The 25328-nt window shown below is 64.1% G+C and carries 26 protein-coding genes and 1 pseudogene; 18 read left to right on the top strand and 9 right to left on the bottom strand.

Features of this window, described 5'->3' with window-relative positions; genetic code table 11:
* Positions 1-38 precede the first annotated feature (38 nt).
* Positions 39-1148: a toll/interleukin-1 receptor domain-containing protein gene (locus ET21_RS26375; RefSeq protein ID WP_030538441.1), complete on the top strand. Its 1110-nt coding sequence runs from the start codon at positions 39-41 to the stop codon at positions 1146-1148.
* Positions 1148-2509 carry a hypothetical protein gene (locus ET21_RS0102420; protein ID WP_037470095.1) on the top strand — a complete coding sequence of 454 codons (1362 nt, stop codon included), beginning with the start codon at positions 1148-1150 and terminating at the stop codon, positions 2507-2509. The genes ET21_RS26375 and ET21_RS0102420 overlap by 1 nt, the downstream gene beginning before the upstream one ends.
* Here ET21_RS0102420 and ET21_RS0102415 read toward each other — a convergent pair.
* From ET21_RS0102415 to ET21_RS0102385, 7 genes are all read right to left on the bottom strand, one after another.
* Complete coding sequence (locus ET21_RS0102415; RefSeq protein WP_030538439.1) at positions 2506-3321, bottom strand: hypothetical protein; 816 nt, start codon at positions 3319-3321, stop codon at positions 2506-2508. The two genes, ET21_RS0102420 and ET21_RS0102415, sit on opposite strands and share 4 nt — an antisense overlap.
* Positions 3318-4253, bottom strand: a complete 936-nt coding sequence (locus ET21_RS0102410) for a hypothetical protein (RefSeq protein ID WP_030538438.1) — start codon at positions 4251-4253, stop codon at positions 3318-3320. Before ET21_RS0102410 ends, ET21_RS0102415 begins: the two co-directional genes overlap by 4 nt.
* A gap of 8 nt (positions 4254-4261) precedes the next feature.
* Positions 4262-4630, bottom strand: a complete 369-nt coding sequence (locus ET21_RS25505; RefSeq protein WP_030538437.1) for an XRE family transcriptional regulator — start codon at positions 4628-4630, stop codon at positions 4262-4264.
* Positions 4631-4634: 4 nt separating this feature from the next.
* Entirely contained in the window at positions 4635-5000 is a 366-nt protein-coding gene (locus ET21_RS0102400) for a type II toxin-antitoxin system RelE/ParE family toxin (protein WP_030538436.1), read from the bottom strand.
* Positions 5001-5043: 43 nt separating this feature from the next.
* Positions 5044-5463, bottom strand: coding sequence for a thermonuclease family protein (locus tag ET21_RS0102395; RefSeq protein ID WP_030538435.1), 420 nt, complete (start codon positions 5461-5463; stop codon positions 5044-5046).
* A complete protein-coding gene (locus tag ET21_RS0102390) occupies positions 5460-6713 on the bottom strand; it encodes a site-specific integrase (protein ID WP_030538434.1) in 1254 nt (417 codons plus the stop codon). The genes ET21_RS0102395 and ET21_RS0102390 overlap by 4 nt, the downstream gene beginning before the upstream one ends.
* A gap of 117 nt (positions 6714-6830) precedes the next feature.
* Positions 6831-7460 carry a RadC family protein gene (locus ET21_RS0102385; RefSeq protein WP_051767923.1) on the bottom strand — a complete coding sequence of 210 codons (630 nt, stop codon included), beginning with the start codon at positions 7458-7460 and terminating at the stop codon, positions 6831-6833.
* Between the two features lie 130 nt (positions 7461-7590).
* Between ET21_RS0102385 and ET21_RS0102380 the strand changes: the two genes are divergently transcribed.
* The 16 genes and pseudogenes from ET21_RS0102380 to ET21_RS28325 form a co-directional block, all read left to right on the top strand.
* Positions 7591-10809: a YdbH domain-containing protein gene (locus ET21_RS0102380; protein WP_030538432.1), complete on the top strand. Its 3219-nt coding sequence runs from the start codon at positions 7591-7593 to the stop codon at positions 10807-10809.
* Positions 10806-10994: a YnbE family lipoprotein gene (locus ET21_RS0102375; RefSeq protein ID WP_021240106.1), complete on the top strand. Its 189-nt coding sequence runs from the start codon at positions 10806-10808 to the stop codon at positions 10992-10994. The genes ET21_RS0102380 and ET21_RS0102375 overlap by 4 nt, the downstream gene beginning before the upstream one ends.
* Positions 10991-11392: a YdbL family protein gene (locus tag ET21_RS0102370; protein WP_021240107.1), complete on the top strand. Its 402-nt coding sequence runs from the start codon at positions 10991-10993 to the stop codon at positions 11390-11392. The genes ET21_RS0102375 and ET21_RS0102370 overlap by 4 nt, the downstream gene beginning before the upstream one ends.
* Positions 11393-11564: 172 nt before the next feature.
* On the top strand, positions 11565-11888 hold the full coding sequence (locus tag ET21_RS0102365; protein ID WP_021240108.1) for an AtpZ/AtpI family protein: 324 nt from the start codon (positions 11565-11567) through the stop codon (positions 11886-11888).
* 48 nt (positions 11889-11936) lie between these two features.
* Entirely contained in the window at positions 11937-12722 is a 786-nt protein-coding gene (locus ET21_RS0102360; RefSeq protein WP_021240109.1) for a F0F1 ATP synthase subunit A, read from the top strand.
* A gap of 53 nt (positions 12723-12775) precedes the next feature.
* A complete protein-coding gene (locus tag ET21_RS0102355) occupies positions 12776-13003 on the top strand; it encodes a F0F1 ATP synthase subunit C (protein WP_021240110.1) in 228 nt (75 codons plus the stop codon).
* An 87-nt stretch (positions 13004-13090) separates the two neighbouring features.
* Complete coding sequence (locus tag ET21_RS0102350) at positions 13091-13585, top strand: H+-transporting two-sector ATPase subunit B/B' (protein WP_021240111.1); 495 nt, start codon at positions 13091-13093, stop codon at positions 13583-13585.
* Positions 13578-14192 carry an ATP synthase subunit B gene (locus ET21_RS0102345; protein ID WP_021240112.1) on the top strand — a complete coding sequence of 205 codons (615 nt, stop codon included), beginning with the start codon at positions 13578-13580 and terminating at the stop codon, positions 14190-14192. The genes ET21_RS0102350 and ET21_RS0102345 overlap by 8 nt, the downstream gene beginning before the upstream one ends.
* A gap of 406 nt (positions 14193-14598) precedes the next feature.
* Positions 14599-16515, top strand: coding sequence for an excinuclease ABC subunit UvrC (uvrC, locus tag ET21_RS0102340; RefSeq protein ID WP_030538431.1), 1917 nt, complete (start codon positions 14599-14601; stop codon positions 16513-16515).
* A gap of 219 nt (positions 16516-16734) precedes the next feature.
* Complete coding sequence (gene recO, locus ET21_RS0102335; protein WP_030538430.1) at positions 16735-17469, top strand: DNA repair protein RecO; 735 nt, start codon at positions 16735-16737, stop codon at positions 17467-17469.
* Positions 17470-17565: 96 nt separating this feature from the next.
* Entirely contained in the window at positions 17566-18612 is a 1047-nt protein-coding gene (leuB, locus tag ET21_RS0102330) for a 3-isopropylmalate dehydrogenase (protein ID WP_030538429.1), read from the top strand.
* A gap of 10 nt (positions 18613-18622) precedes the next feature.
* Positions 18623-19831 (top strand): PLP-dependent aspartate aminotransferase family protein, encoded by a 1209-nt coding sequence (locus ET21_RS0102325; RefSeq protein WP_030538428.1) that lies wholly within the window; start codon positions 18623-18625, stop codon positions 19829-19831.
* 33 nt (positions 19832-19864) lie between these two features.
* On the top strand, positions 19865-20263 hold the full coding sequence (gene apaG, locus ET21_RS0102320) for a Co2+/Mg2+ efflux protein ApaG (protein ID WP_030538427.1): 399 nt from the start codon (positions 19865-19867) through the stop codon (positions 20261-20263).
* Positions 20260-21051 (top strand): LysR family transcriptional regulator, encoded by a 792-nt coding sequence (locus ET21_RS0102315; protein ID WP_030538426.1) that lies wholly within the window; start codon positions 20260-20262, stop codon positions 21049-21051. The genes apaG and ET21_RS0102315 overlap by 4 nt, the downstream gene beginning before the upstream one ends.
* Positions 21052-21142: 91 nt before the next feature.
* On the top strand, positions 21143-21730 hold the full coding sequence (locus tag ET21_RS0102310) for a tetratricopeptide repeat protein (protein ID WP_051767921.1): 588 nt from the start codon (positions 21143-21145) through the stop codon (positions 21728-21730).
* Between the two features lie 245 nt (positions 21731-21975).
* Positions 21976-22119: pseudogene (locus tag ET21_RS28325) on the top strand (HlyD family type I secretion periplasmic adaptor subunit); the annotation flags it as partial.
* Between the two features lie 13 nt (positions 22120-22132).
* Here ET21_RS28325 and ET21_RS0102305 read toward each other — a convergent pair.
* Positions 22133-23167: a transglutaminase-like cysteine peptidase gene (locus ET21_RS0102305; RefSeq protein ID WP_030538424.1), complete on the bottom strand. Its 1035-nt coding sequence runs from the start codon at positions 23165-23167 to the stop codon at positions 22133-22135.
* 95 nt (positions 23168-23262) lie between these two features.
* Entirely contained in the window at positions 23263-25236 is a 1974-nt protein-coding gene (parE, locus tag ET21_RS0102300) for a DNA topoisomerase IV subunit B (RefSeq protein WP_030538423.1), read from the bottom strand.
* Positions 25237-25328 lie beyond the last annotated feature (92 nt).

Raw genomic sequence — 25328 nt, 5'->3', positions numbered from 1 at the left:
GGGCGAGACTCCAGAAGACAAACGAAGGGTGAGAGTTGATGAAGCGCGTGCTGACGGTCGGGATCACATATACCGGCGAGAAGATCGAAGCTGTCGAGATTGAAAATCTCGGGCTCTGCCAGGCTGGGGTTGATAGGGCGCGCGCGGCGTTTCCGCTCTACGAGTACGACACGATCATCATCAATCCGCAGAGCTATTCTCATTTCCTGTTCGGCGCAGAGGGGGAGTTCTCGAACGAGCCCAATGAGCTGGGGAAGCTCAAGCGCCAGAATGACAGCTACGACATCGATTCCGCCTTCCTGGCTGACGATCGGGAAAAGGAGATGGAGGCGGCGATCGCGGCCGGTGCCACCGTGGTCTGGTGCCTGTCGGAGCCAAAGCGGATGAACTTCTTCGGCTATCGCGAAACCCATCTGGGCTACGCCGCACCGAAGGTCGCCGGGCTTGTGAAGCGTTCGGACCTGCTCGTGAAGAAGGGGCGGCGGATGGGCGCGATCGATCACGACAGCCCGTTCGTGCGCTATTTCGATGTCCTGTCGAAGACGGGCTGGACCTTGTGCCTGTCGGACCCGGCCGAGGGGATAACTTCGATCGCGTCGACGCCGGAGGGCTATAGCCTCGGCGGGCGCCTGTCGCTTGGAACGACAGCCGGATGGCTGTTGACGCCGCCGACGTCGCCGGACGCCGAGAACCAACTGGTCCGGGACAGCCTGGCGCTGGAAAAGGCCGACCCGGCCCACGAGAAATATCACGGGATTTTCCTGAGCCATACCGGCGTCGACAAGCCGTTCGTGCGTCGCCTGCGAACCGACTTGCTCGCGCATGGCGTGCCGCGGGTCTGGCTGGACGAAGCCGAAATCGACATCGGTGATTCGCTCATCGCCAAGATCGACGAGGGCATGAAGCTCAGCCGCTACATCGCCGTCGTGCTCTCGACCAAGTCGATCGACGCCCCCTGGGTGAAGAAGGAACTCGACGTGGCCATGAATTGGGAGATCGCGAGCGGCGAGGTTGTCGTGCTGCCGCTGCTCTACGAGCGATGCGAGCTGCCGGAGTTTCTCAAAGGCAAGATGTACGCCGATTTCTCGAAGCCCGAGGAGTATGAAGCGATGCTGGCGAAGCTCTTGCGCCGACTGCGGATCACCTGATGAGCGACGCCCGGCCAGGCCCGAGCGAGGCAATGTCGCATGCGATGGCAGAGCTGTGGCGGCTGGCAGCGCCGGGGCCTGAAAATCTCCTCGCCGCGCCGGCGTTCGTGCTGCTGCGTGAAGCTTGCCGTGACGGCTATCCCAATGCCGGGAAGGAGGGACCGACCTTCGCACTCTCGACGGCGCTGCGCTCGCTCGGTCTGCCATGCGAGCTTCGCGCGGACGCGGCGCATCTTGCGTCTCCTGTCGAGGCGGCGGCGATAGGGCTCGATGCCGCATTTTGCGCGACCCACGCGCGCCGTCTCTATCTCGCGCCGCTCGATTTGGCAGAGGAGATTCCGCCCCTCGCGTTCGGGCCGGCGCGGGTTGCCCGGTTCAAGGCGGACGAGCTTCGCGCGCTCGTCGACACGACGCGGCTGAAGCGCATGTTCCAGGGCGTGGATTTCGATGCCGATCGGTTTTCGGAATTCCATTGGCTGGTAGTCGAGGAAGAGGTGGCGCTCGACAAGGAGCCTGAGGCGCGTGCCGTCCCCGTGCTGTTCATGGACATGCGGCAGGATCTTGGGCGGATCGAACCGCACAAAGGGCGGTTTCCAGGTGCGCTCGAGGACGCGCTGTTCTTCTTCCTGCTGGCGCCCTGGGAAAGCTGGTCGACAATGCCGGAGGTCGACTGGCGCGGCTTCCGCGTCCCGTGGGTTTACACCGTGGACAGCGACATCTTCGTGCGCCCCAACTCACCGCCATCGGCCGATACGCTCAACTGGGAAGACCGCATCTATGTCGACGGCCATGGCGGGACGGTCGAGGTGGAGCGGCCCCTGGAATTGCGACTGTCCGATGAGGCCAAGACGGAGGTGGCCGTCTGGGATCAACATCGATGGGCGATCGTAGAGCAGGCGAAGCGGACCGTCCTGTTCGAAACGCCGATTGCCCATTTCCTCGTGCGCGCATTTCTGGCCGAAGGTGTCGATGAGTTTCTAGCGCATATCACCACGATCGAAGCGGCTCTGGGCCTGCAGGCCGACTATCAGAAGAGCTTTCGCGTCGCCCCAGACCGACACAAAAAAATGAGCCCTACGAGAAGAATGCGTGGACGGGTGGCCGGGCTGCTGGGAGATCGCAGCTATGCCGACCAGTACGAGACGCTTTTCAATGTCAGGAGCGCATTCCTGCACGGCCGCACTATGGCGGCGATCTCGACCGGCGAACGTGTCCTGGCGCGCTCACTGGCGCGACAGGTCGTCGAAGCGCTCATCCTGGCGACTCAGGCCGGGCCGATCGCCTCACGAGAGGATTTCCTCGATGACCTGCTCGAAAAGGGCGCTCCCATGATCCAGGTAGTTACAGGGTCATCGAACTAAGCATCGTCACCGAACCGGTCATGAAAGGCAGCGGGATAGCCCCGCCCAAGGGTCGCGAAGTCTGGCTCGCCGCCGCTATGTACGCGTAACAGTGCTTCGGGGCCGAGGTGCGAAGAAGCGTATAGGTCGAACCCGCCCCAATCGGCGTGACAGTTGAGCGAGCGCGCATAGAGCGCGATCACCGCCGTGGCCGCTGAATAGGCGTCGGGCGTGACGCTGAGGGGGACAGCGATTTCGAGGACGCGCGGGCTGCCGAGATTCGAGAGCCTGTCGAGGATCTCGCCCTCGTCGTGATTGAAGTAGGCGGATTCACCGCCCCAATGGGCGAGTAGAGAGGTCACGCCGCTATCGTCGATGCGGTGCGGGTGAGATGTCATCCAGAACTTGCCGCCCCGCGAACCGAGTTGGTCGTTGTGAAAGGGGCTGGCCTCGAAGATCACGCGGGCCTCATCGGCGCTGAAGTCACCGTCGGCCACCCGGTCGGCCAGGCGCGCGCGCAAGGTTTCGACCGTCGCCGGATAAAGCCCGTTGCTCGTGGCGGTCTCGACCTCGCGGTCGGTCATCCGCGTATGATGCCAGGCCCGGATCGTTCGGGTCTGCGTGACTGCCATCAAGTCCTCGGCGAAGCGATAATAGGCGCTGGCATGAGGGTTGGACGGTTTCGGACCCCTATGGTCCGAGGCTTCACGCTCCAGGTAGTTTGTCCGATCTGTCGCGAAATAGTCGATGAGGAGCTGCTGCTGATCGCGCAACTCGCCCATCAAGGCTGCGTCGAAGGTGTCGAGGTTCCAGACGTCGATCAGCGTCGTCATTGCTCGGCCGACGCTTCTGCCAATGGCTCGGGCGCGAGAATGTCGGTCGACTCCCATGCCTCTCCCTGGGGCGTGGTGACAAACTCGCGATCCCAGACGCCCCAGTTCGTCGGAAGCGGGACCTGTGCGAGGGGATTGTGGACGTAGGTGAGTGGTCTGCCTTGGCGCGAAAGGTTGCCGAGCCCGACGCGCGACCAGAGAACGCCGGAGATGTCGGCGAACCGTTCGTCAAGAAATGCGGTCCGCGGTATGGGCTCGCGTTCGCGGTCGATGAAGGGCGCTGAATGGAATCCTTCCTCGACAACATTACCGGTCTCTCGATCGATCGTGATGAAGGCATCGCCGATCGGGAACAGCGAGGTCATGATGAGCGGCAGGGGCCTTTCGGCGACATACACACCGAAGCGGCTTGCGCTGATGGCGATGATCCGCACGTCGTCAGGGCCGATAACGCCCTGAGCAAGGTAGCGTGCGATCTGCTGCGCCTTCGTCCAGAACGCGCTCGTCGTGCGCAATTGCGCCTGTCGGATCGGCGCGGCGGAAAGACCACCACCTTCATTCATTGGGACAGGTCGCACAATCTGATCGGGACCGGGGTCGCCCTCGTCGGGCGTGATCGCTTCGATCCAGATGCGCCGTCCCTCTTCGACGACGCACAGATCCGGCTGACCGCCGGCGCGCTGACGCTCAACGACAGGCAGCAGCGCTCGGCCCGCTTCGAGCAGCGTGCAGCCAAGATACATTTCCCAGAACCGGCCATCGACGTCGCGCGCGAAGCCTTGGCGGAAGTCCGGATCAGCATAAGGCTCATAGGTCGCCCACAGCGATTCGATCAGCTCGTGAAGCTGCTGCTCGTGGCGGGATTCCGCCGCCCTGAGGTTCACGAAGCCGCGGTCGAGATTCTCTCCATTGACATCAAACAAGCGCGTCATCGGAGCTTCTACCGCAAGCCAACGACCTTGCGCCGAGCGACGGTGGGCTTGCCGGCTGGCGCGGCGACATCACCGAGATGGTGGATCGTGAATGCCGGACGAGCCGGCAGCTTCACGGTTAGTTCCAGCTTTCCGCCTATCGCCTCGACATAACTGCGAAGCGTCGAGAGATACATGTCCGCCTGCTTCTCAATCTTCGAGACCGAGGGCTGCTTGATGTTCAGCGCCGTCGCGATGTCGGCCTGAGCTTTGCCGGCGATCTGCCGCAGCTCGCGGAGGCCCTCGACCTCCTGCTTCATCTCTTCGTAGCGCGCCTCGATCTGCTCCTGCTGGTCGCGGGGTAGGGAAGCGATGATTTCGTCCAGGCTCCGGCCCATCGGATCAGTCCTTCTTTGCGGATTTCAGGTTTTCCAGATGTGCGGAAAACCGGCTGTCCGCCTTTGCAATAAGCTGCTTATAGAAGCGCTTCTGGCTGCCGCCCGATTTGTCGCCCGCGACGAGAAGGATGGCCTTCCGTTCGGGATCAAAGGCGAAGGCAGCACGCCATTCGCCATCGGCGGCCGAGAAACGCATCTCCTTCATGTTGGCGTGTTTCGAGCCTTTGAGCGTGTCAGCATACGGCCGACTGAGCTGCGGGCCGTATTCGCCTAGCAGCTTCGCGACCGCCAGCAATTCGGTCTGGACCTCGCGCTCGAAAGCCAGAAACTTCGCCTCGAAGGCATCATGCAGTCTGACGTTCCAAGTCATATAGCCTCCAAGCTATGTGGAGTCAATGGCGAGTTGGATCGCATCAGTTGCCGCCCTCAGCTACGCCGGCCTGGCGCAGCAGGTCGCCAAGACTGGCTGCACCGATGCGGCATCGCGCGATAACGCGATCAAAGGAGCGGACATGACCGCCGCGACCGCGCTCGGAGGTGCATACGACCTCACGTTGGAGAACCAGGCGTTCGAGCACCGCCTTCGCTGTGGGACCGCCGGGAGCGTGCAGCTCCGGGGCGTTGAAATCGGCGAGGCGGACTTCAATCCACTCATTGGGATCCGCCGTTCGCCCGACACAGAGGCCGTCGCCGTCCCCCACGTATCGGACGAGTCCCGAAAACTGGACGCCGGCCCGCGACGGGAGAGGGCCTTCGCACGGATCTGCGTGGGCGGGCGCGGCGTAGCAGAACGTCGCGGTCGCGGCGGCCAACACGAAAAGCCGACCGCTCACGCTGCCTTCTTCAAGGCGCCGGTGCCTTTCTTCTTCGCCAGCATCGCGCGAACGAACTTGTCCCACTTCGCCATGCCGGCGCGCTTCTCGGGCATGTAGTTCCAGCGGTCGTAGTTCTTGGAGCTGACGTCCTGAAGCGCGTGGTTCTGGAGACGGTCGCGGATTTCCTTGGAGACACCGGCCTTGCCGGCGAGCGTCTTGAAGGTGCGACGGAGATCGCGGTTCGTCACGTAGGGGATCACACCGCGATCGCGCTGGCGCCACATGAACGAGTAAAGCGTGCCATGGCTGACCGGCTTCGACGGGTCCGTCGCTGAGGGGAAGAACCAGCCATATTCGTTCACGTTGATGGATTGGAGCAACTCGGCGGCTAGCGACGGCACGGGGACGGCATGCGGCTGAAGGTTCTTGGTCTTCGACCAGTCAATGATCCGCTCCTTGGCATCCCATTGGTCGATATGGAGGCGAGCGATTTCCTGGACCCGCTGGCCGGTCAGCATGAGAAGTCGGACGGCGCGGGTGTAGGGCGGGTGGATGGGCGTGTCGGGGCTTTCCAGCCAGCGATAGAGCCGGACGAACTCGTCCTCGTCGAGCCAGCGCGTGCCCTGGACCTTAGGTTCGGTCGGAATGCCCGTGGCCGGATTGAAGGGAATTCGAAAGCGGCGCGGCGAAGTGTTCCGATAGTCGTTGTCGGACTTCATGCCCCAGCCATAGGCCGCGTGGAGATAGCCACGGACATGGTCGGCCATCGCGCGCGCGCCTCGGTCGTAGATTGGTCGGATGACTTCGACGATCTCTTCGGGATCGATCTCGCGGGCGAGACGATTGCGGCCAAGCGTGTCGGCGATCTTGTTCAGGCCCTTCTCCGTCTCCTTCCATGACGGCTTGCCTGCGGCTTTGAGCGACGCGACATAGCCTTCGAAAAGGTCGGCGACGGTGCCGGGACGGGTGTCCGTCGCGATCCTGATGCTTCGGCCCTTCTGGATAACGTCGGCATAGTCGCGCTTGTAGATTTCGCGCGCCTCGGCGAGGGACATGGAAGGGTAGGCGCCGATCTTCTTCTTGGAGCGCTTGCCGTCACGCCATTGCTGCGCCATCCAGTCGGCGGTCACGCGTTTGGGCATCGGCTTCAGGACGAGGACGAGCCGCCCGGTCCCGCGCCCTTCGCCATCGGCGAGGTTTTCTTGTTTCTGGCTCGCTTCGACACGCTTCAACGCATGTCGGATCGCGGTATCGGTCAGGCTTGGCATCACGTTTCTCCTGTCCCGCAACTGGGATCGGTCAAGGAGAAACGGGGATCGCTTGCTGGGAGCGGAATGCCGTTTCCTACCCCTTAAACCGCCCCCAATTTGACAAAACCGCCCCCACTACGCAAGGCTAAAAATTCGCGAATTTCCTAGTGATTCAGCGTGCTTGTGCGTGATCCAACGTGATCGATTTGAGCGAGTGGGGTGGTTATGGACGAGGATCAGGCTGGCTGAGCCCAACTCCATCGCGCGCTTGATGATTTCCCGCGTGTAGATGGCGGCCTGGTCGACCGATCCGTCGCCCATATGATCGTCCCGCAGCAACTGGTTCCGCGCGTTGAGATGCAGCACGCGCACCCGCTCCACGGACAGGAAGGCCATATCGGCGCGCAGATAGTCGAGCAGAGCCTGCCAACTGGCCAGCACCGGCTTTTCAGCGACGCCGTTCCGCAGCATCCTGATCAGCGTGGCGTGGACGATCTTGATCGCGGCGATGCTGGTGTCGCCCATGCCGGGCACGCGCGCGATCGACTGCCAGTCGGCGGTCATCAGCCCGCCGATGCCGCCAAATTCGCGAAGCAGCGCCTTGGCGAGCGGCTTTGTGTCGCGGCGCGGAATGGCGAGGGCCAGCAGATATTCGATCAGTTCATGATCATGCAACGCGTCCCCGCCGCTTTCCGCCAATTTCCGCCGCAGCCGGGCGCGGTGCCCAACCCCGTCATGGGGCGCACTTTCTTCCTTATTCGCCAACGCTCTATCATTCCCTGTTCAGCAAAGGACGCTATGCGTTGCACATTCGGCGGGCAAGGATATTTAGAGGCCATCAGACGTTATGATGCCGTTACAGATTTGAGGACATAAGCCGGGGTTGGCGACAGGCATGGAAGATGAGGACGGCGAAACGGACGTTCGCCGGGCCTGGCTGCGCTGGCTGGGCGTGGGAACAGGGTCGCTGGCCCTGATTCTCGTCGCGCTCTGGACGCAGCGCGCGCCGATCGCGGAAAATTTCATCGGGCGGGAAATGAACCGCCGTGGCGTGCAGGCCCGCTATGACCTGACGCAGGTGGGGCTGCGCACGCAACGGATAGAGAATATCGTCCTGGGCGATCCGGCCCGGCCGGACCTGACGGCGAAATGGGTGGAAGTGGACATTGCCTTCACCAGCCTGTCGCCCCATGTCGCTGCGGTCCGGGCCGGGGGCGTGCGGCTGCGCGGGTCCTACCGGGATTCCGTGTTGCGGCTGGGCGAACTGGACAAGTTCCGCGACCCTTCCTCCACCACGCCGTTCAGCCTGCCCGATATCGTGCTGGCGCTGTCCGGCGCGCGGGTCGAACTGGACACCGACGCCGGGCCGGTCGGCATGCAGATCGATGGCGAGGGCAATTTGCCGTCCGGTTTTCGAGGGAAGATCGCCGCAGCCATGCCGGATGCGCGCCTGGCGGGATGTGGGATGGCAGGCATGACGGCGACGCTGAATGTGGCCATGCAGGATGGGCGGCCGCGTCTTTCCGGCCCCGTAAGGGCGGCGGCGATCGGCTGTCGCGGCGCGGACATCGCGATCGCGAAGCCGGTCGCGGATGTGGATGTACGCTTTGGTAAGGCGCTCGACAGGTGGGAGGGGCATGCGGCGCTGTCGGGCGTGGCGCTGCGGTCGAATGGCGTGCTGCTGGCGCGGCCGGACGGGCGGATCGATTTCAATGGCTCGGCCAAGGCGATGGCGGGGCGGGTGCGGATCGGCGCCGACGCCCTGTCCGGCGCTGGCGCTGCGGCGGGGCGGACGGAGTTCAGCGGCGTCTGGCAAATGGGCGAAGGGGGTTCACGCGTGCAGGGCAGGCTGTCCGCTCATCAGCTTCGCATGGCGGGACGCGATCCTTTGGGCGATCTCAGCCGATCGGCCAGCGGCACGCCGGTCGGCCCGCTGGCGAATCGTCTGGCACAGGCGGTGCGCCGGGCCAGCGCGGGCAATGTGTTGCAGAGCAATCTCGCCTTCACACAGCGTGGAAGTGGGGGCAGCATCGTGTTGAACGGCGTCCGGTTCGAAGCGCGTAGCGGCGCCAGGGCTGCGATTCCCGGCGATGGCCGTGTCACCATCTCCTGGCCCGGACGGAGTGGCAGCGCGATCGACTGGGCGCTTGACGGGTCGATGACGACGGAGGGTGGCGGCCTTCCCAAATCGGCGTTGCGGCTGGCGCGCAGGACGGGCGGCGGTTTTGGCGGTCAGCTGTTCGTGGACAGCTATGCGGCGGATGGTGCGAAACTGGCGCTGGAGCCGGTGCGCTTCCAGGCCGGGCCGGGCGGCGACACGCGCTTTTCCACCACGGTCAAGCTGGATGGGCCTCTGCCGGGTGGACATTTGCGGCGGCTGACCATGCCGGTCGAAGGGCGGATGACGGCGGGCGGAGCGATTGCGATCAACAGCCGCTGTGTGCCGCTGTCGCTGGCCGAAGCGAAATATGGCAGCTTCGCCATCGGGCGGACGCGCCAGACGCTGTGCCCGGTTGACGGGGCGCTGGTCGCAACCGGCCCATCGGGTTTGCGCGGTGGCGCGGAAATCCGGGGGCTGACGCTGTCGGGCAGGAGCGGGGACAACCCGATGCGGCTTTCCGCCGATCGCGCGCGACTGCTGCTGGGGCAGATGGGCTTTGCGCTGACGGGTGCGGAACTGGCCATCGGATCGTCCGAAGCGCCTGTCCGGTTGAGCGCGGCGAGCCTGAACGGCCAATCGTCGGCGCGGGGGTTGAGCGGGACGTTGACCGGCGCTGGCGGGAAGATCGGCACCGTGCCGCTGATCATCGAGGACGGCGCGGGCAACTGGAGCTTTGCCGCCGGAACCCTCAAGCTCGCTGCTGGCGTCATGGTGCGCGATGCGCAGGCGCCCGGCCGGTTCCAGCCGCTGAAGGTTCCAGACTTCCGGCTGGCCTTGAAGGATGGACGCATAGCCGCGACAGGTTCAATGCGGGTGCCGCGCAACGACGCCCTGGTGGCGCGCGCTGACATCGCGCATGACCTGTCGACCGGCCGCGGCAAGGCCGATCTGGTGGTGCCCGGCCTTGTCTTTGGGCCGGGCCTTCAGCCGGAGGAAGTCACCCGCCTGACCCTGGGCGTGGTCGCCAATGTGAAAGGCACCATCAGGGGTGACGGCCATATCCGCTGGAATGGCTCCAACGTCACCAGCGATGGTGTTTTCCGCACGGACAACGCCAATCTTGCGGCTGCTTTCGGCCCGGTGGAGGGGCTTTCGGGCGAGTTGCGCTTCACCGACCTGCTGGGCCTTGTCAGCGCGCCGGGGCAGGAGGCGCGGATTCGCTCCGTCAATCCCGGTGTGGAGGTGCGCGACGGCATCGTCCGCTACCGGCTGGAACCGGGCCAGCATGTGCATATCGAGGGCGGCGGCTGGCCCTTTTCGGGCGGCCGTCTGGACTTGCTGCCGACTATCATGGATTTCAGCGCCGATGTGGACCGCTATCTGACGTTCCGCGTCATCGGCCTGGACGCGGGCGCCTTCATCCAGGCGATGGAGCTTGAGAATGTGTCCGCCACTGGCACGTTCGACGGCATCATGCCGCTGATCTTCAATGCGGAGGGCGGCCGCGTGGCGGGCGGCGTGCTGGTCGCGCGGCAGCAGGGCATGCCGCCGCTGATCATGCCCGAAGGCGTGTTGCCCTCCATCCCCTGCGATCCCAACCGGCAATCAGGCACTCTTTCCTATGTGGGGCCAGTGTCGAACCAGCAACTGGGAGCGATGGGGCGGCTGGCCTTCGACGCTCTCAAGGACCTGCAATATAAATGCCTTACCATCCTGATGGACGGCGCGCTGGATGGAGAGATGGTGACCAATGTCGTGTTCAACGGGGTGAATCGGGGAAGGATCGGCGATGCTCCGGCGGGGCTGGCGCGCAATTTCACTGGCCTGCCTTTCCTGTTCAACGTGCGAATCGCCGCGCCCTTCCGCGGATTGCTCGGCACGGCGAAATCCTTCATCGATCCCACGACCCTGATCCAGAACAGCATCGGCGATCAGATGCAGGAGAAGATCAGGGAAGGGATTGCAGTTCAGCCTGCGGAAAGCGACACTGTGCAAAAGACGGAGCGGAAATGAGGAAAGAAGCGATCTTTGCAGTGGGCTGTGCGGGGCTGGCGCTGGGAGGCTGCATCCAGGTCAAGGCACCGGACAAGCCTATCGAAATCAACCTGAACGTGAAAGTGCAGCAGGAAGTCGTCGTGCGCCTGCAACGCGACGCGCAGGACCTTATCCAGAATAACCCGGAGTTGTTCCCGCAATGACACGCAAATTTCTGATGATCGCCGGTTGTGCCGCCATTGCCCTGGCGACGGGGCTCGCCGCGACCGCTCCGGCCTGGGCACAGTCGGGCGCGGTGGCCGCCGCCATGGCGGAAGGGGCGGTGGGCGAACAGGCCGATGGTTATCTGGGCATCGCCGGAACCGTCAGTGCGGCCGTCCGCTCCGAAGTCGAATCGATTAACATCAAGCGCCGCGCCGCTTACACGGACCTTGCCAGCAAGCGGGGTGTCACCGTGCAGGACGTCGCGGCCGCCACGGGGTGCCAGACGCTCAGCAGCCGCGTGAAGGCGGGGCAGGTCTATCGCATCGGCGCTGGACCATGGCAGACCAAGGGCGCCGGGCCGATCGCCCTGCCGTCCTACTGCGCGACGGCGGGCTGACGGCGCGGGAGGCAGGGGTTTGCCCGGCGCTTCGAAGCTGCGGCGAAAACTCCTGCCCAACGATGGTTGACTATCCCGAAAGCCCTTTCTAAACGGGCCGCGCCTTGACGGGTGCAGCCGCACACGCCATGCCACCGGACCTGGGCTGAAAGCCCGAATGGAAGGATTGGCGATGGTAGCGGAAGTGCCCGGGCAAGACCCGGCGGATGAGGACGCACGGATCGCTTCTTTGGAGGAGCGGATCGGGCGGGCTGAGCGCGCTGAACAGGTCAGGCAGGGGACCTCGGGACAAAAGGCGGACGATGGGTCGCGCCTTGGCAACCGGGTACTCGCCGAACTGATCGGGGGTCTGGCCGGTGGTGCCGTGGTAGGTGGGACTTTGGACTACTTCCTGCGGACATCCCCATGGCTTCTGCTCGCTTTCCTCGGTCTGGGCATCGTGGTGGCGTTCAGGAACATCATCAGATTGACGACGGCAAAGCGTCCCGACCAATAAGGGGCGCTTTTGTCTTAGTCGAAAAGGTTAGACGTTACAGGGGTCAACGTGGCAGAATCCGGCAAAATCGATCCGATGCACCAGTTTGCGATCGAACCGCTGTTCGGTACGGATCACCTGTCGCTGGGCGGGTTCAATATCGCCTTCACCAACAGCGCGCTCTATATGGTGGCCGCCGCTGTGGTGCTGTGGATCTTCGTGGTCGGCGGCATGAAGCGCGAACTGGTTCCCGGCCGCTGGCAGATGGCGGTCGAATATATGACCGGCTTCATCAAGAGCCTGCTGATCGCCAATGTGGGCGAGGGCGGCAAGAAGTATATTCCGTACGTCTTCTCGCTGTTCATGTTCATCCTGCTGGCGAACCTGCTGGGCCTGCTGCCGCTGGGCCTGTTCGGCCTTCACCCCTTCACCTTCACCAGCCATTTCACGGCGACCGGGGTGCTGGCGATCCTCAGCTTCTCGATCGTGCTGGCGGTCGGCTTCTACAAGCATGGCCTGCACTTCTTCTCGCTGTTCGTTCCGCACGGCACGCCGCTGCCGATGATCCCGGTGATCTTCCCGATCGAGCTGGTGTCCTTCCTGGTGCGTCCGTTCAGCCTTGGCCTGCGACTGTTCGTCGCCATGACGGCGGGCCACGTCCTGCTCAAGGTGCTGGCAGGCTTTGTCATCAACAGTGCGAATGCGGGCGTGGGCTATGGCCTGACGGTCGGTTCGGCGAGCTTCATCCTGATGATCGGCATCAGCGCGCTGGAAGTGCTGGTCGCGGTCATCCAGGCCTATGTGTTCGCGCTGCTGACCTCGGTCTATCTGAACGACGCCGAGAATCTGCACTGAGTTTCCGCAATTTCATCAACGTTTGTTAGAGTTTAGAAAAGGGAGTTTACGACATGGACGCAGAAGCCGCAAAGCTGCTCGGTGCTGGCCTGGCCGCCATCGGTGCGGGTCTCGCTTCGCTCGGTGTGGGCAATGTGTTCGCATCGTTCCTCGAAGGTGCGCTGCGCAATCCGGGTGCTGCTGACGGTCAGCAGGGCCGCCTGTTCATCGGCTTCGCCGCCGCCGAACTTCTGGGCCTGCTGGCCTTCGTCATCGCCATGATCCTGGTGTTCGTGGCCTGACCGTTTGGAAAGCGGGAGGGTGGCCCGGTGCCGCTCGCCCGCTTCCCTTTGAATTTGACCGCGCCTTGATCGGACGGACCTCATAATATGCCTCAAATCGCGCAAATCGCCGAAACCTACGCTTCGCAGATATTCTGGATGCTGCTGACGTTCGGCTTCGTGTTCTTCGTCATCGGCCTGGGCATGGTGCCCAAGGTTCAGGCGACGGCGGACGCGCGCGACGCCAAGATCACGGGCGACCTCGACGCCGCCAAGGCCGCCTTCGCGCGCGCTGACGAGGCGGAAGCCGATTACCGCGCCCGCGACGCTGAAAACCGCGCTGCGGTTCAGGCGACCCTGGCGCGGGCCAAGGCCGAAGCCGCCAAGGTCGCCGAAGGGCAGCTCGCTGCAGCCGACGCAGAGATTGCGAGCCGGATCGGCGCTGCGGAAGCACGCATCCAGGCCGCCAGCCAGGCGGCCATGGCAGAGATTGAGACCGTTGCGGCCGAAGCGGCGCGCGACATGGTGGCACGCATCTCCGGCGTTCAGGCGTCGGACGAAGCGGCCCGCAATGCAGTAAAGGCGGCCCTGGCCCATGGCTGACGCAGCAGCACAGCAAAGCGAAGCTACTCCTCCGCACCTGAATGAAGCGATCCATGCGGAAGGGCTGGAGCCTGTCGGCACCGTCGCGCATGAAGGGGTTGCTCCCCACAGCGATCCCAAGGCCGTCGGCATGGATGCCACCGCCTGGGTCAGCCTGGCGATGGCGGTGTTCATCATCATCCTGCTGGTCAAGAAGGTGCCGGGCCTGATCGGCGGCGCGCTCGATGGCCGGATCGCCCAGATCAAGAGCCAGCTGGCAGAAGCGTCCAAGCTCCGCGCGGAAGCCGAAGCGTTGAAAGCGGAATATGAGGCGAAGATCGCCGCTGCCGCAGGCGAAGCCGAAGCCATGCGCAAGGCAGCCGAAAATGACGCGGCGACCCTGCTGGAGGACGCCAAGGCGAATGCCGCCGCTCTGGTCGCCCGCCGTCAAAAGATGGCGGAAGACAAGATCGGCGCCGCCGAACGCGCGGCGATCGCCGACATTCGTGCCAAGGCGGTCAATGCGGCGACAAGTGCGGCCGCGACCCTGATCGCCCAGAATCACGACGCGAACGCCGATCGTGCGCTGGTCGATGGCGCTATCCGGGGCCTTGGCACCAGCGTCTGATCACTGGAACAGCGCAACAGTCGAAAAGGGCCGGTGCGGATCGTCGCGCCGGCCCTTTTCGTTGCGTTGGTAGACGATGCGCTTGTAAGCGGGGCCGGAATGCTGGGAGGCATGGCCATGACCGAGCTTTCACCGGCGTTGAATCCCTGACCATGCTTGACCCCTAGGACCGATCGACATTCGGGAGATGGGGAGCCGAGCCGAAGGCCAGCGTAGCGAAATGGTGGTTTTCGTGACCCGGAGCGCAGCGTCCTTACAGTAGGTGAGCACCGGAAGCGCGAGGAATCGCTATTTGCAGGCCGCCAGAACTGAATGCCGGCCGGTCCTGGGTGCTAAGGCCGCGGATAGTCGGTGAGCCGCTGGTCAAGGCCATTGCGCTTGCCACAGCCACCGCTATCTCTGCCCTATGTCGCATCCCCAATCGCCTGACCGTTTTCACGAAGACAAAGCCAGTTACACCGTTCGCGGCGCGGGAACGCCGGACATCGAAGCTGGCGTGGAGGCGATCCGTACCACGTTGAAGACGCTGCCGGTGCGGCCCGGCGTCTACCGCATGCAGGACGCGCGGGGCGACGTGCTCTATGTCGGCAAGGCGCGTGCTCTGCGGAACCGCGTCGCCAACTATACGCAGGTGGACCGCCTTCCCAAGCGGTTGCAGCGCATGGTCTCGCAGACGCGGTCCATGACGATCGTGACCACCAACAGCGAGGCGGAGGCGCTGCTGCTGGAAGCGCAATTGATCAAGCGCTTTCGCCCGCCCTATAATGTGCTGCTGCGCGACGACAAAAGCTTTCCCTTCATCCTGCTGCGGGAGGATCACGCCTTTCCCCGGGTGCAGAAGCATCGCGGCGCGCGCAAATATAAGGGGCGCTATTATGGTCCCTTCGCCAGCGCCGGATCAGTGACGCGGACGATCAACGCGCTTCAGAAGCTGTTCCTGCTGCGGAGCTGCACCGACAGCTTCTTCGCCAACCGCTCGCGCCCCTGCCTCCTCTACCAGATTCGCCGCTGTTCCGCGCCATGCGTCGGGCGGATCGACGATGCGGGCTATGCCGAACTGGTGAAGGACGCGCAGGACTTCCTGGGCGGCAAGTCAACCGCGGTGCAGAAGAAGCTGGGGCAGGCGATGCAGACCGCGTCGGAAGCGCTGGATTTCGAACAGGCGGCCGTGCTGCGCGACCGGTTGAAGGCGCTGACCTTCATCCAGGGGAGCCAGGCGATCAACGCCGATGGGCTTGGCGACGCGGATATCTTCGCGCTGGCTGCCAAGGGCGGGGCGATGTGCATCCAGGCCTTCTTCATTCGCGGCGGCCAGAATTGGGGCCACCGCAGCTTCTTTCCCGTCCATACGGCAGAGGTCAGCGAAGATGAGGTGCTGGCGAGCTTCATGGCGCAATTTTACGAAGAAGTGCCGCCTCCAAAGCTGATCCTGTCCGATCGCGCGCCTGCAGAGTGCGAACTGATGGCGCAGGCCCTGGGCGAACGGCTGGGAGCCAAGGTGCGGATAGAGGTGCCGCAAAGGGGCGCGCGCACGCGGCTGATCCAGCAGGCGCAGCGCAACGCCGTGGAGGCGCTGGACCGGCGGCTGGCGGAAACGACGACACAGGCCAGGGTGCTGGAGGAGATGGTGGAGAGGTTCGGGCTGGACGGCGTGCCGGACCGGATCGAAATCTACGACAACAGCCATATCCAGGGCACCAATGCGCTGGGCGCGATGGTGGTGGCGGGGCCGGAGGGTTTCCGCAAGAACGCCTATCGCAAGTTCAACATCCGCAATCCCGAAACCACGCCCGGCGACGACTTCGCCATGATGCGGGAGGTGTTCGAGCGGCGCTTCGGCCGGGCGGCGCGGGAGGACCCCGATCGCGACGGCGGGGAGTGGCCCGACCTCGTCCTGATCGACGGCGGCAAGGGGCAGCTTTCGGCCGCGCGCGCCATATTGGAAGATATGGGGATCGAGGATGTGTGCATGATCGGCGTGGCCAAGGGGCCTGACCGCAATGCCGGGCGGGAGGTGTTCCATATGCCCGATGGGCGGGAAATCACCTTCCCGCTGAATCATCCCGTTCTTTTCTACCTCCAGCGGCTGCGGGACGAAGCGCATCGCTTCGCCATCGGCGCGCACCGGCAGAAGCGCAGCAAGGCGATCACCGTCAGTTCACTGGATGAAGTTCCAGGCATCGGCCCGTCGCGGAAGAAAGCTTTGCTGATGCATTTCGGTACAGCCAAGGCCGTAAAGAGCGCCGCGCTGGAGGATTTGCAGAAAGCGCCCGGCGTATCGAAGGCAGTTGCGCAACAAGTCTATGACTACTTCCACGGATGATTCATTTTCTGATTTATGGATGCTTGGCCGTTCTCAATAAGGCGGCAGTATAACGAATATATTATAGAGGGCTGCAATGCGATCTGCATGGCAGCCTGTTGCAGGCGCTGGCCCCGGTCCGAATTGACCACGCGCAGGAACCGAAATCACTCCCTATCCGCTCTCATCAGCGTCGCGATGCCCATGGCATTGGGATGGGCGCGGCTGTAAGGGAGGGCCATGCCGGCGCTGATCACTCCCGCTTTGGTTTGCGCCGCACGGCATCATGGCGAACATGGCGCGATCGCGCGGCTATTGACACCCCATCATGGATTGCTGGCGGGCTATGTCCGGGGCGGGCGGTCGCGCGCGATGCGGCCGGTGCTGCTGCCGGGTAACGCAGTGAAAGCGGAGTTCCGCGCGCGGACAGAGGAGCAGCTGGCGGGTCTCAGCCTGGAACTGGAGCATAGCCGCGCGCCCTTGCTGTCGGAGCCCTTGCCCGCCGCTGCCATCGATTGGGCGTGCGCGCTTACGGCGGCCGCCTTGTCCGAAGGGACGCCGCATCCGGCGCTCTTTCAGGCGCTCGACGGCGTTCTCGGTGCTGTCGAGGCTGCGCCCGCCGCGCGCGGATGGGCCGCGGCTCTGGTGCGCTATGAATTGCTGCTGCTGGCGGAACTGGGTTTTGGGCTGGACCTTGGCCGGTGCGCAGCAACCGGGGGAGACGCAGACCTTGCCTTTGTCAGCCCCCGCAGCGCAGCCGCCGTCAGCCGTACCGGCGCAGAGGGTTATGAAAGCCGCCTGCTGCCGCTCCCCGCTTTCCTGCTGGAAGGGGGGACGGGGGACTGGCAGGCGGTACTGGATGGGCTGCGCCTCACCGGCTTTTTCCTGGAACGGTCGGTGCTGACCGGCTGGCGCGCCGATGTGCTGGCAGCGCGGGAACGGCTGGTGGAAAGGCTGGGCCGGGTGGCGGGCTAGCTGCAAAACACGCCTTGCGCATGGCGTCCGCATCTTGCAAGGGCGGGCCGGTTGGCGCCGCCATGCGGACGATGTGAATTTTGGATGAGGTTGGATATGTTGATCGCCCTTTTTCCCGGAGACGGTATCGGCCCGGAGATCGTCGCGCAGGCGAGGCGGGTTCTGGACGCGCTGGGGATCGACGGCCTCACCTATGAAGAGGGGCTGGTCGGCGGCGCTGCCTACAAGGCGGTGGGCCATCCGCTGCCGCCCGAAACGCTGGACCTTGCGAAGCGCGCCGACGCCATCCTGTTCGGCGCGGTGGGCGATCCCGACTGCGACTCGCTGGAGCGCCACCTGCGGCCTGAACAGGCGATTCTGGGCCTGCGCAAGGCGATGGGCCTCTTTTCCAACCTGCGCCCGGCCAAGGTCTTCCCCGAACTGGCGGACGCGTCCGCGCTGAAGAAGGAGGTGGCGAGCGCCATCGACCTGCTGATCGTGCGCGAGACCAATGGCGACGTCTATTTCGGTGAAAAGGGCATGCGCAAGACAGCCGATGGCCTGCGTGAAGGCTATGACATCATGTCCTATAATGAGGAACAGGTGCGCAAGATCGCGCATCAGGGTTTCCAGGCGGCGCGCGCGCGGCGGGGCAAGCTCTGCTCGGTGGACAAGGCCAATGTGCTGGAAACCAGCCAGCTATGGCGCGATGTCGTGATCGAGGTGTCGGCCGAATATCCCGATGTCGCCCTGAGCCATATGTATGTGGACAATGCGGCGATGCAGTTGGTGCGCGATCCGGGCCAGTTCGACGTGATCGTCACCGGCAATATGTTCGGCGACATCCTGTCCGATCAGGCCAGCATGTGCGTCGGGTCGATCGGCATGCTGGCGTCGGCCACGCTCAACGACAGCAATCAGGGCCTCTATGAGCCGATCCACGGCTCCGCGCCCGACATTGCCGGGCAGGGCAAGGCCAATCCGCTGGCAACGGTCCTGTCGGCGGCCATGATGCTGCGTTACTCGCTCGCCATGCCGGAACAGGCCGACCGGATCGAGGCGGCCGTCGCCAGGGCGCTGGCGGGTGGCGCGCGCAGCCCTGACCTGGGCGGCACGATGAGCACGGTCGAAATGGGCGATGCGGTGCTGGCCGCGCTGAATTGAGGAACGGAATATGAAGCGCAAGAGCGGTCAGGACCCGGAGATCACCAAGAACTGGCGGCCTGCGACGCTCGCCGTGCGGGGCGGCAGCGCGCGCAGCGAGTGGGGCGAAACGTCCGAGGCGCTGTTCCTGACCAGCGGCTATTGCTATGACCGGGCGGAGGATGCGGCGGCGCGCTTTGCCGGCGAGCAGCAGGGCATGACCTACAGCCGCCTCCAGAATCCGACCGTGGAAATGCTGGAAAAGCGTATCGCCCTGCTGGAAGGCGCGGAAGCATGCCGGTCCACAGCGAGCGGCATGGCGGCGATGACCGCGGCGCTGCTGTGCCAGTTGTCGGCGGGCGACCATGTCGTCGCTGGCAAGGCGCTGTTCGGGTCCTGCCGCTGGCTGACCGACACGCTGCTGCCCAAATTCGGCATTGAAACGACGACGGTCGATGCGACCGACAATGATGCCTGGGAAAAGGCGGTCCGTCCCAATACCAAGGTCTTCTTCTTCGAAACGCCCGCCAATCCGACGATGGACGTCGCCGACATGGCGGCGATCTGCGGCATCGCCAGGGCGCATGGCATCACCAGCGTCGTGGACAATGCCTTTGCCACGCCCGCATTGCAGCGCCCGCTGGAATTCGGCGCTGACGTGGTGGCCTATAGCGCGACCAAGATGATGGACGGGCAGGGCCGGGTGCTGGCGGGCGCGGTCTGCGGCACGGAAGATTTCATCATCAACACGCTGCTGCCCTTCCACCGCAATACCGGGCCGACGCTCGCCGCATTCAACGCCTGGGTCGTGCTGAAGGGGCTGGAGACGCTGGACCTGCGCATTCGCCGCCAGAGCGAAAATGCGCTGAAGGTCGCCAAATTCCTGGAGGGCCGGGTGGACAAGGTGCTTTATCCCGGACTTGAAAGCCATCCGCAACATGCGCTGGCCATGAAGCAGATGGAGATGGCTGGCCCCATCTTCTCGCTTTATGTCGGCGGCAGGCGGAAGGAGGCGCACGGCCTGCTCAACGCCCTGGAACTGGTCGACATCAGCAACAATATCGGCGATTCCCGCTCGCTGATGACGCACCCGGCCTCCACCACCCATTATGGCATGGCGGAAGCGGCGCGGCTGGAGGTCGGCATTACCGAGGATATGCTGCGCCTGAACGTCGGGTTGGAAGACCCGCAGGACGTGATTGACGATCTGGATCGCGCGCTCAAGGCGATAGGCCGTTGACGGGCAAGGGGTGAAAGGCGCATTCCTTTGGCCGTGAACGCGCTTTTCCCCTTCCATGCGACCACGCGCGGCATCAGCGTGCATGTGGCCGTGACATTCCTGCCCGAACAGTCGGAGCCCGATCGCGGCCGATGGTTCTGGGCCTATCATATCCGCATCGAAAATGACGGGGAGCAGCCGGTGCAACTGCTGACCCGTCACTGGATCATCACTGACGGGCGCGGGACGCAGCATCGGGTCGATGGCGACGGCGTGGTGGGAGAACAGCCCGTGGTGCATCCGGGCAAAAGCTATGATTATGTGTCCGGCTGTCCGCTCAACACGCCCACAGGGTCCATGCGGGGGCATTATCATATGATCGGCGCGAGCGGGGAGACGTTCGACATCGCGATCCCGCATTTCGCGCTCATAGCTCCGGCGGTCGCTGAATGAAACGTACCCATTTGCCGCTGAACGGCCTGCGCGTTCTGGATGCAGCCGCGCGTCACCTGTCCTTCACGCGCGCTGCCGACGAACTGGCGGTGACGCCTGCCGCCGTCGGTCAGCAGATACGGGCGCTGGAGGATCTGCTGGGCGTCGTGCTGTTCCGCCGCACGCCCAAGGGGCTTGAGTTGACCCCGGAAACGGAAGCCGGGCTGGAGGCATTGCGGGCAGGCTTCCTGCAATTTGAGGAAGCGGTCCGCGCCATGCAGGCGGGGCAATCAAGCTCCTCGCTCACCATCGCGGCGCCGCGCGACATCACCGCGAAATGGCTCCAGCCGCGTCTGGCAGCCTATGCGGCGAGCCAGCCGGACATCAAATTCTCCCTCGTCGCGGCGGACGAAAGCCTGGACTTCACCGAAGCCAATCTGGACCTCGCCTTGCGCCTTGCCGAAGGGCCGGGCGAGCATGAAGGGGTGAAGCTGGGCGAAGCGTCTTTCGTGACCGTGGAAGGAACCGGGGGCGGCCCTGAGCACCGGATCGAATGGCCGGGCTGTCCGAACAGCGCGGAACCAGCCATCATCCGCGTGGCCGATGCGGGGCTGGCGATCGAGGCTGCGGTGAACGGCTTTGGCCGCGCAACTGTGCCCTTGCTGCTCGCCCAGTCCGACATTGACGCGGGCCGGGTGCGGACGGTGGGGGATGCGCAGGGGTCGGCCTGCGGCTATTGGCTGATCGCGCCCTTGCCCCAATGGCGGCAGAAGAAGGTCAAGGCGCTGGTTGAGGCTTTGACCGGCTGATCGCGCCTGCCGCCTGCCTTGGGTTCGCGCTTTCGTAACCGGACTGGCTGCATGGTGCGGCAGTGGGGGAGGCGAAGGGGGGAAGGCGCTCATGTCCGGTCATGTTTTCAGACTGAAATTCATTGCCGCTGCCATGCTGCTGGGACTGGCGATGGCAGCGCAGGCGCAAGCGCCCTATGTGCCCGGCGTGACCGAGGCGCGGGAAAAGGAATGGCGCGCATTGGTGGCGTCGGCGCAATCGGCTTATGCCGCCGGGCGCGCGTCCGATGGCGTGGAGCCTGCGCGCAAGGCCCTGGCGCTTGCGGAGGAGCTGTTCGGCCCGGATGATCCACGCGCGCTGATTTCGGCCAATGATCTGGCGCTGCATCTGGAAGCCACCGGCCACTATCGCGAGTCCGAACTGCTGCTGCGCCGCGTCTTCGACGGCTATGCCCGCACGCGGGGCGAGGATGATCCCGGTTGCCAGATGGCGCTTGAAAATCTGGTGGACTTCTACATCGCACGCAAAAGATTTGATGCTGCCCGGCCGCTGGCGGACTATGCCCTATCGACATTCCGCCGCATCACGGGCGCGCACAGCGGGCGGAGCAAGCGGATGGAGGGTGTGCTGGCCTCAATGCCTGCTGCTCCCAACGGTTCTGGCGGCGCAGCGCAGCAGGATGATGGCCATGGCGGCTGAGCACATCCGGCGCTCGTCAGCAGTCATGGTGTAAGACCTCTTTAACAAAAGATATAACCCTTGGGGTGAATTGCCAACGCTTTACCAATCGTTATCCATGATGGCATCGGAGGGGCACCTTTTTCCCATAGGTTTTCACCGGCTCATGCGCCGGACCATGAGGAACAGGAACGGCTCCGGTAAGCCTATGGGTCGCATCATGAACGGGCGATCGGTCGCAAGGACTGGTCGCCCGTTTTTTTCGCTGGAATGGATCAGCCACACGCAAACTCCCCATCACTCCAGGCATGATATGTGATGTCGAAATCCTCACAGGACAAAAGTCCGTCCTCGCCTACCTCCTCAAACCCATCATCAAAGCAAGAGAAGAAGCTCTGAGAGAGCGGTGAGGGTCGTAACGGTTCAGCGGGCGGCGAACTGGACCGGCTGCGGCGGGGTCATGCGATAGCCGTGAGTCCAGCGGCCATAAGCGTTGAAGCTCATGATCGGGCGGTAGTCGCTGACCGAAGAGGATGGCAGAATCCGGTCGGTCATATTGTCGAGGATCATCAGATCGTCCCCGACCCGTACCGCGAGAACTGCGTGGTCGGCCTGTCTCACCAGATCGCGGGCGATGACGAGGAACAGGGCGCGCCGGTCGAAGCCCGCTGCTTCGAGAAGCTGCATCTTGGCGATGGCATAATCTTCGCAGTCGCCCGCGCCGCGCCGCAGCGACTGGCTGGCCGAAGCCCAACTGTCATGGCCCTGCCGGTCGTCGGCGAAGCGTAGCTGGCGGTTGACCCAGCTGTTCACCATCGCCACCTGCTGCAAGCCTGTGGCGGCGCGGGCCGACCGTATCAGGCTGGCCGGAAGTGCCGCGGCAGGGCTGGAACGAACGGCCGATGCCCATTTGTCATCGAGCGGCGTCCGGCTCACTGCCATGGCCACTGAGCCGAAAATGTCGGGCTGGCCATTGCGGGGAGCGGAGGTGATTGTCGTGGGCTTCGGCAGCAGGAAGGATTGCGGCTGAACCGGGGCTGCGGGCGCTGCCAGGAGGCTGCGCATGAAGGCGGCCACGAGGTCGGGCTGGCTGTAGCTGAAGGCAGGCGGGTTCAGCGTCAGGCGGACGCCCTGCAATTCCCATCCGGGCATCTGCGCGAGCATTTTTTTGACGCTGCCGTCATTGATGATGGCTTGCGGTTCGGCGAGCGGCGGCGGCCAGCCAAGCGGCGATGCGCTGCCCTGTTGCGCGCTGATCGCGGCGAGGCGGCTCATGCCACCGGCAAGCAGGGTGGATGCGAGGCGATCTGCATTGCCGTAGGCCGGACCGCTCAACGCAGAGGCCGTGGCAATCGACGGCACGCTGGTTTCTGCGAGCGCAGCGCCGCCACAAGCCGCCAGCAGCAGGGCGGGCGCGGCGCGGGAAGCGATGCGAAGGATCGGGGCGAAGCCTGACATGCTTGCCCATATCGCGCGGAAGGTTGAACATCCCGTGCCCCGCAGTGGTTAATGCGGCGCTAGCCATGAAAGCACGGCGTCACCAAAAAATGACGTCAGGCGTCGATCGCTTCTTCGTCCACAGTCGCGGCATTTTCCTGAATGAAGGCGAAGCGATGCGCGGGATTGGTGCCCATCAGCCGCTCCACCAATTCGCGGACCTGCTGCCGGTCCTCGACATCGTCGGGCAGGGTGATGCGGATGAGGCCGCGGGTCTTGGGGTCCATCGTCGTTTCCCGCAGCTGGCCGGGATTCATTTCGCCAAGACCCTTGAAGCGGCTGACCTCGACCTTCTTGCCCTTGAACTCCGTGGCGAGAAGTTCGTCGCGATGGGCGTCGTCCCGTGCGTAGAGGCTCTTGCCGCCTGCGACGATGCGGTAGAGCGGCGGCTGGGCGAGGTAGAGATGGCCGCGCCGCACCAGTTCCGGCATTTCCTGGAAGAAAAAGGTCATCAGCAGCGTCGCGATATGCGCGCCGTCGACATCGGCGTCGGTCATGATGACGATGCGTTCGTAGCGCAGATTGTCGGGATTGCAGTCCTTGCGCGTACCGCAGCCGAAAGCGAGGATCATGTCGGCGATTTCCTGGTTCGCCAGTATCTTCGCCGTGTTCGCCGATGCGACGTTCAGGATCTTGCCGCGCAGGGGCAGAATGGCCTGCGTCTTGCGATCACGCGCCTGCTTGGCCGAGCCGCCTGCGGAATCGCCTTCCACCAGGAAGATTTCCGTGCCTTCGGGGCCATCAATCGAACAGTCGGTGAGCTTGCCGGGCAGGCGCAGCTTGCGCGCGGAGGTTGCGGTCTTGCGCTTCACCTCCTTTTCGGCCTTGCGCTTGAGCCGTTCGTCCATGCGGTCGATCACATAGGCGAGCAGCGCCTTGCCGCGTTCCATATGGTCGGACAGATAATGGTCGAAATGGTCGCGCACGGCATTTTCGACGAGGCGCGCGGCTTCGGGACTGGTCAGGCGGTCCTTGGTCTGGCTTTGAAACTGCGGGTCGCGGATGAAGACGGACAGCATGATTTCCGACGAAGTCACGATGTCGTCGGCGGTGATGTCCTTCGCCTTCTTGTTGCCCACCAGTTCGGCAAAGGCGCGGATGCCCTTGACCAGAGCCGCACGCAGGCCGTTTTCATGCGTGCCGCCATCGGGAGTGGGGATGGTATTGCAATACCAGCTATAGCTGCCGTCGGACCAGAGCGGCCAGGCGACCGCCCACTCCACGCGCCCGGCGGCGTCGGGAAAATCCTGATTGCCGGAGAAGAAGGCGCTGGTGGCGCATTCGCGGGTCCCCACCTGTTCCTTGAGATGGTCGGCGAGACCGCCAGGGAACTGGAATACGGCTTCCGGCGGCGTATCGTCGCTGATCAGTTCGGGCGCGCATTTCCAGCGGATTTCAACGCCCGCGAACAGATAGGCTTTAGACCGGGCGAGGCGGTAGAGGCGCGCGGGCTTGAACTTCTGCTCCCCAAAAATCTCCTGATCAGGAATGAAGCTGACGGACGTGCCGCGGCGGTTAGGAGCCGCGCCGATTTTTTCCAGGCCGCTGGTGGGCAGGCCACGGGCAAAGCTCTGGCGGAAAAGCTCCTTGTTGAGCGCGACTTCGACCACAGTGACTGCCGACAGGGCATTGACCACGCTGATGCCGACGCCATGCAGGCCGCCGGAGGTCGCATAGGCCTTGTCAGTGAACTTGCCGCCGGAATGCAGCGTGGTCAGGATGACTTCCAGCGCCGACTTGCCCGGAAATTTCGGGTGCATCCCGACCGGAATGCCGCGCCCATTGTCGACGATCGTCAGCTTGTTGCCCGGCTCCAGCAGCACTTCGATCCGGGTCGCATGGCCCGCAACCGCTTCGTCCATACTGTTGTCCAGCACCTCGCTGGCAAGGTGATGGAGCGCGCGTTCGTCCGTGCCGCCGATATACATGCCGGGGCGGCGGCGGACGGGCTCCAATCCTTCAAGGACTTCGATGGAGGACGCGTCGTAACCGGAGGAACTGAGCGGCTGGCTCTGAAACAGATCGGACATGGCCCACAGCTATAAGCGGGTGAGCGGCAGGTGCAAGCGCAGCCAAGAAGAAGGAGCCGGTCATGTCGGACCGGCCCCTTGCTGGATCAGTG

Source organism: Sphingobium sp. DC-2, from assembly GCF_000722555.1.
GTDB lineage: Bacteria > Pseudomonadota > Alphaproteobacteria > Sphingomonadales > Sphingomonadaceae > Sphingobium > Sphingobium quisquiliarum.
The sequence above is the reverse complement of the archived record's forward strand: the minus strand, read 5'-3'. Positions and strand labels throughout refer to the sequence as shown.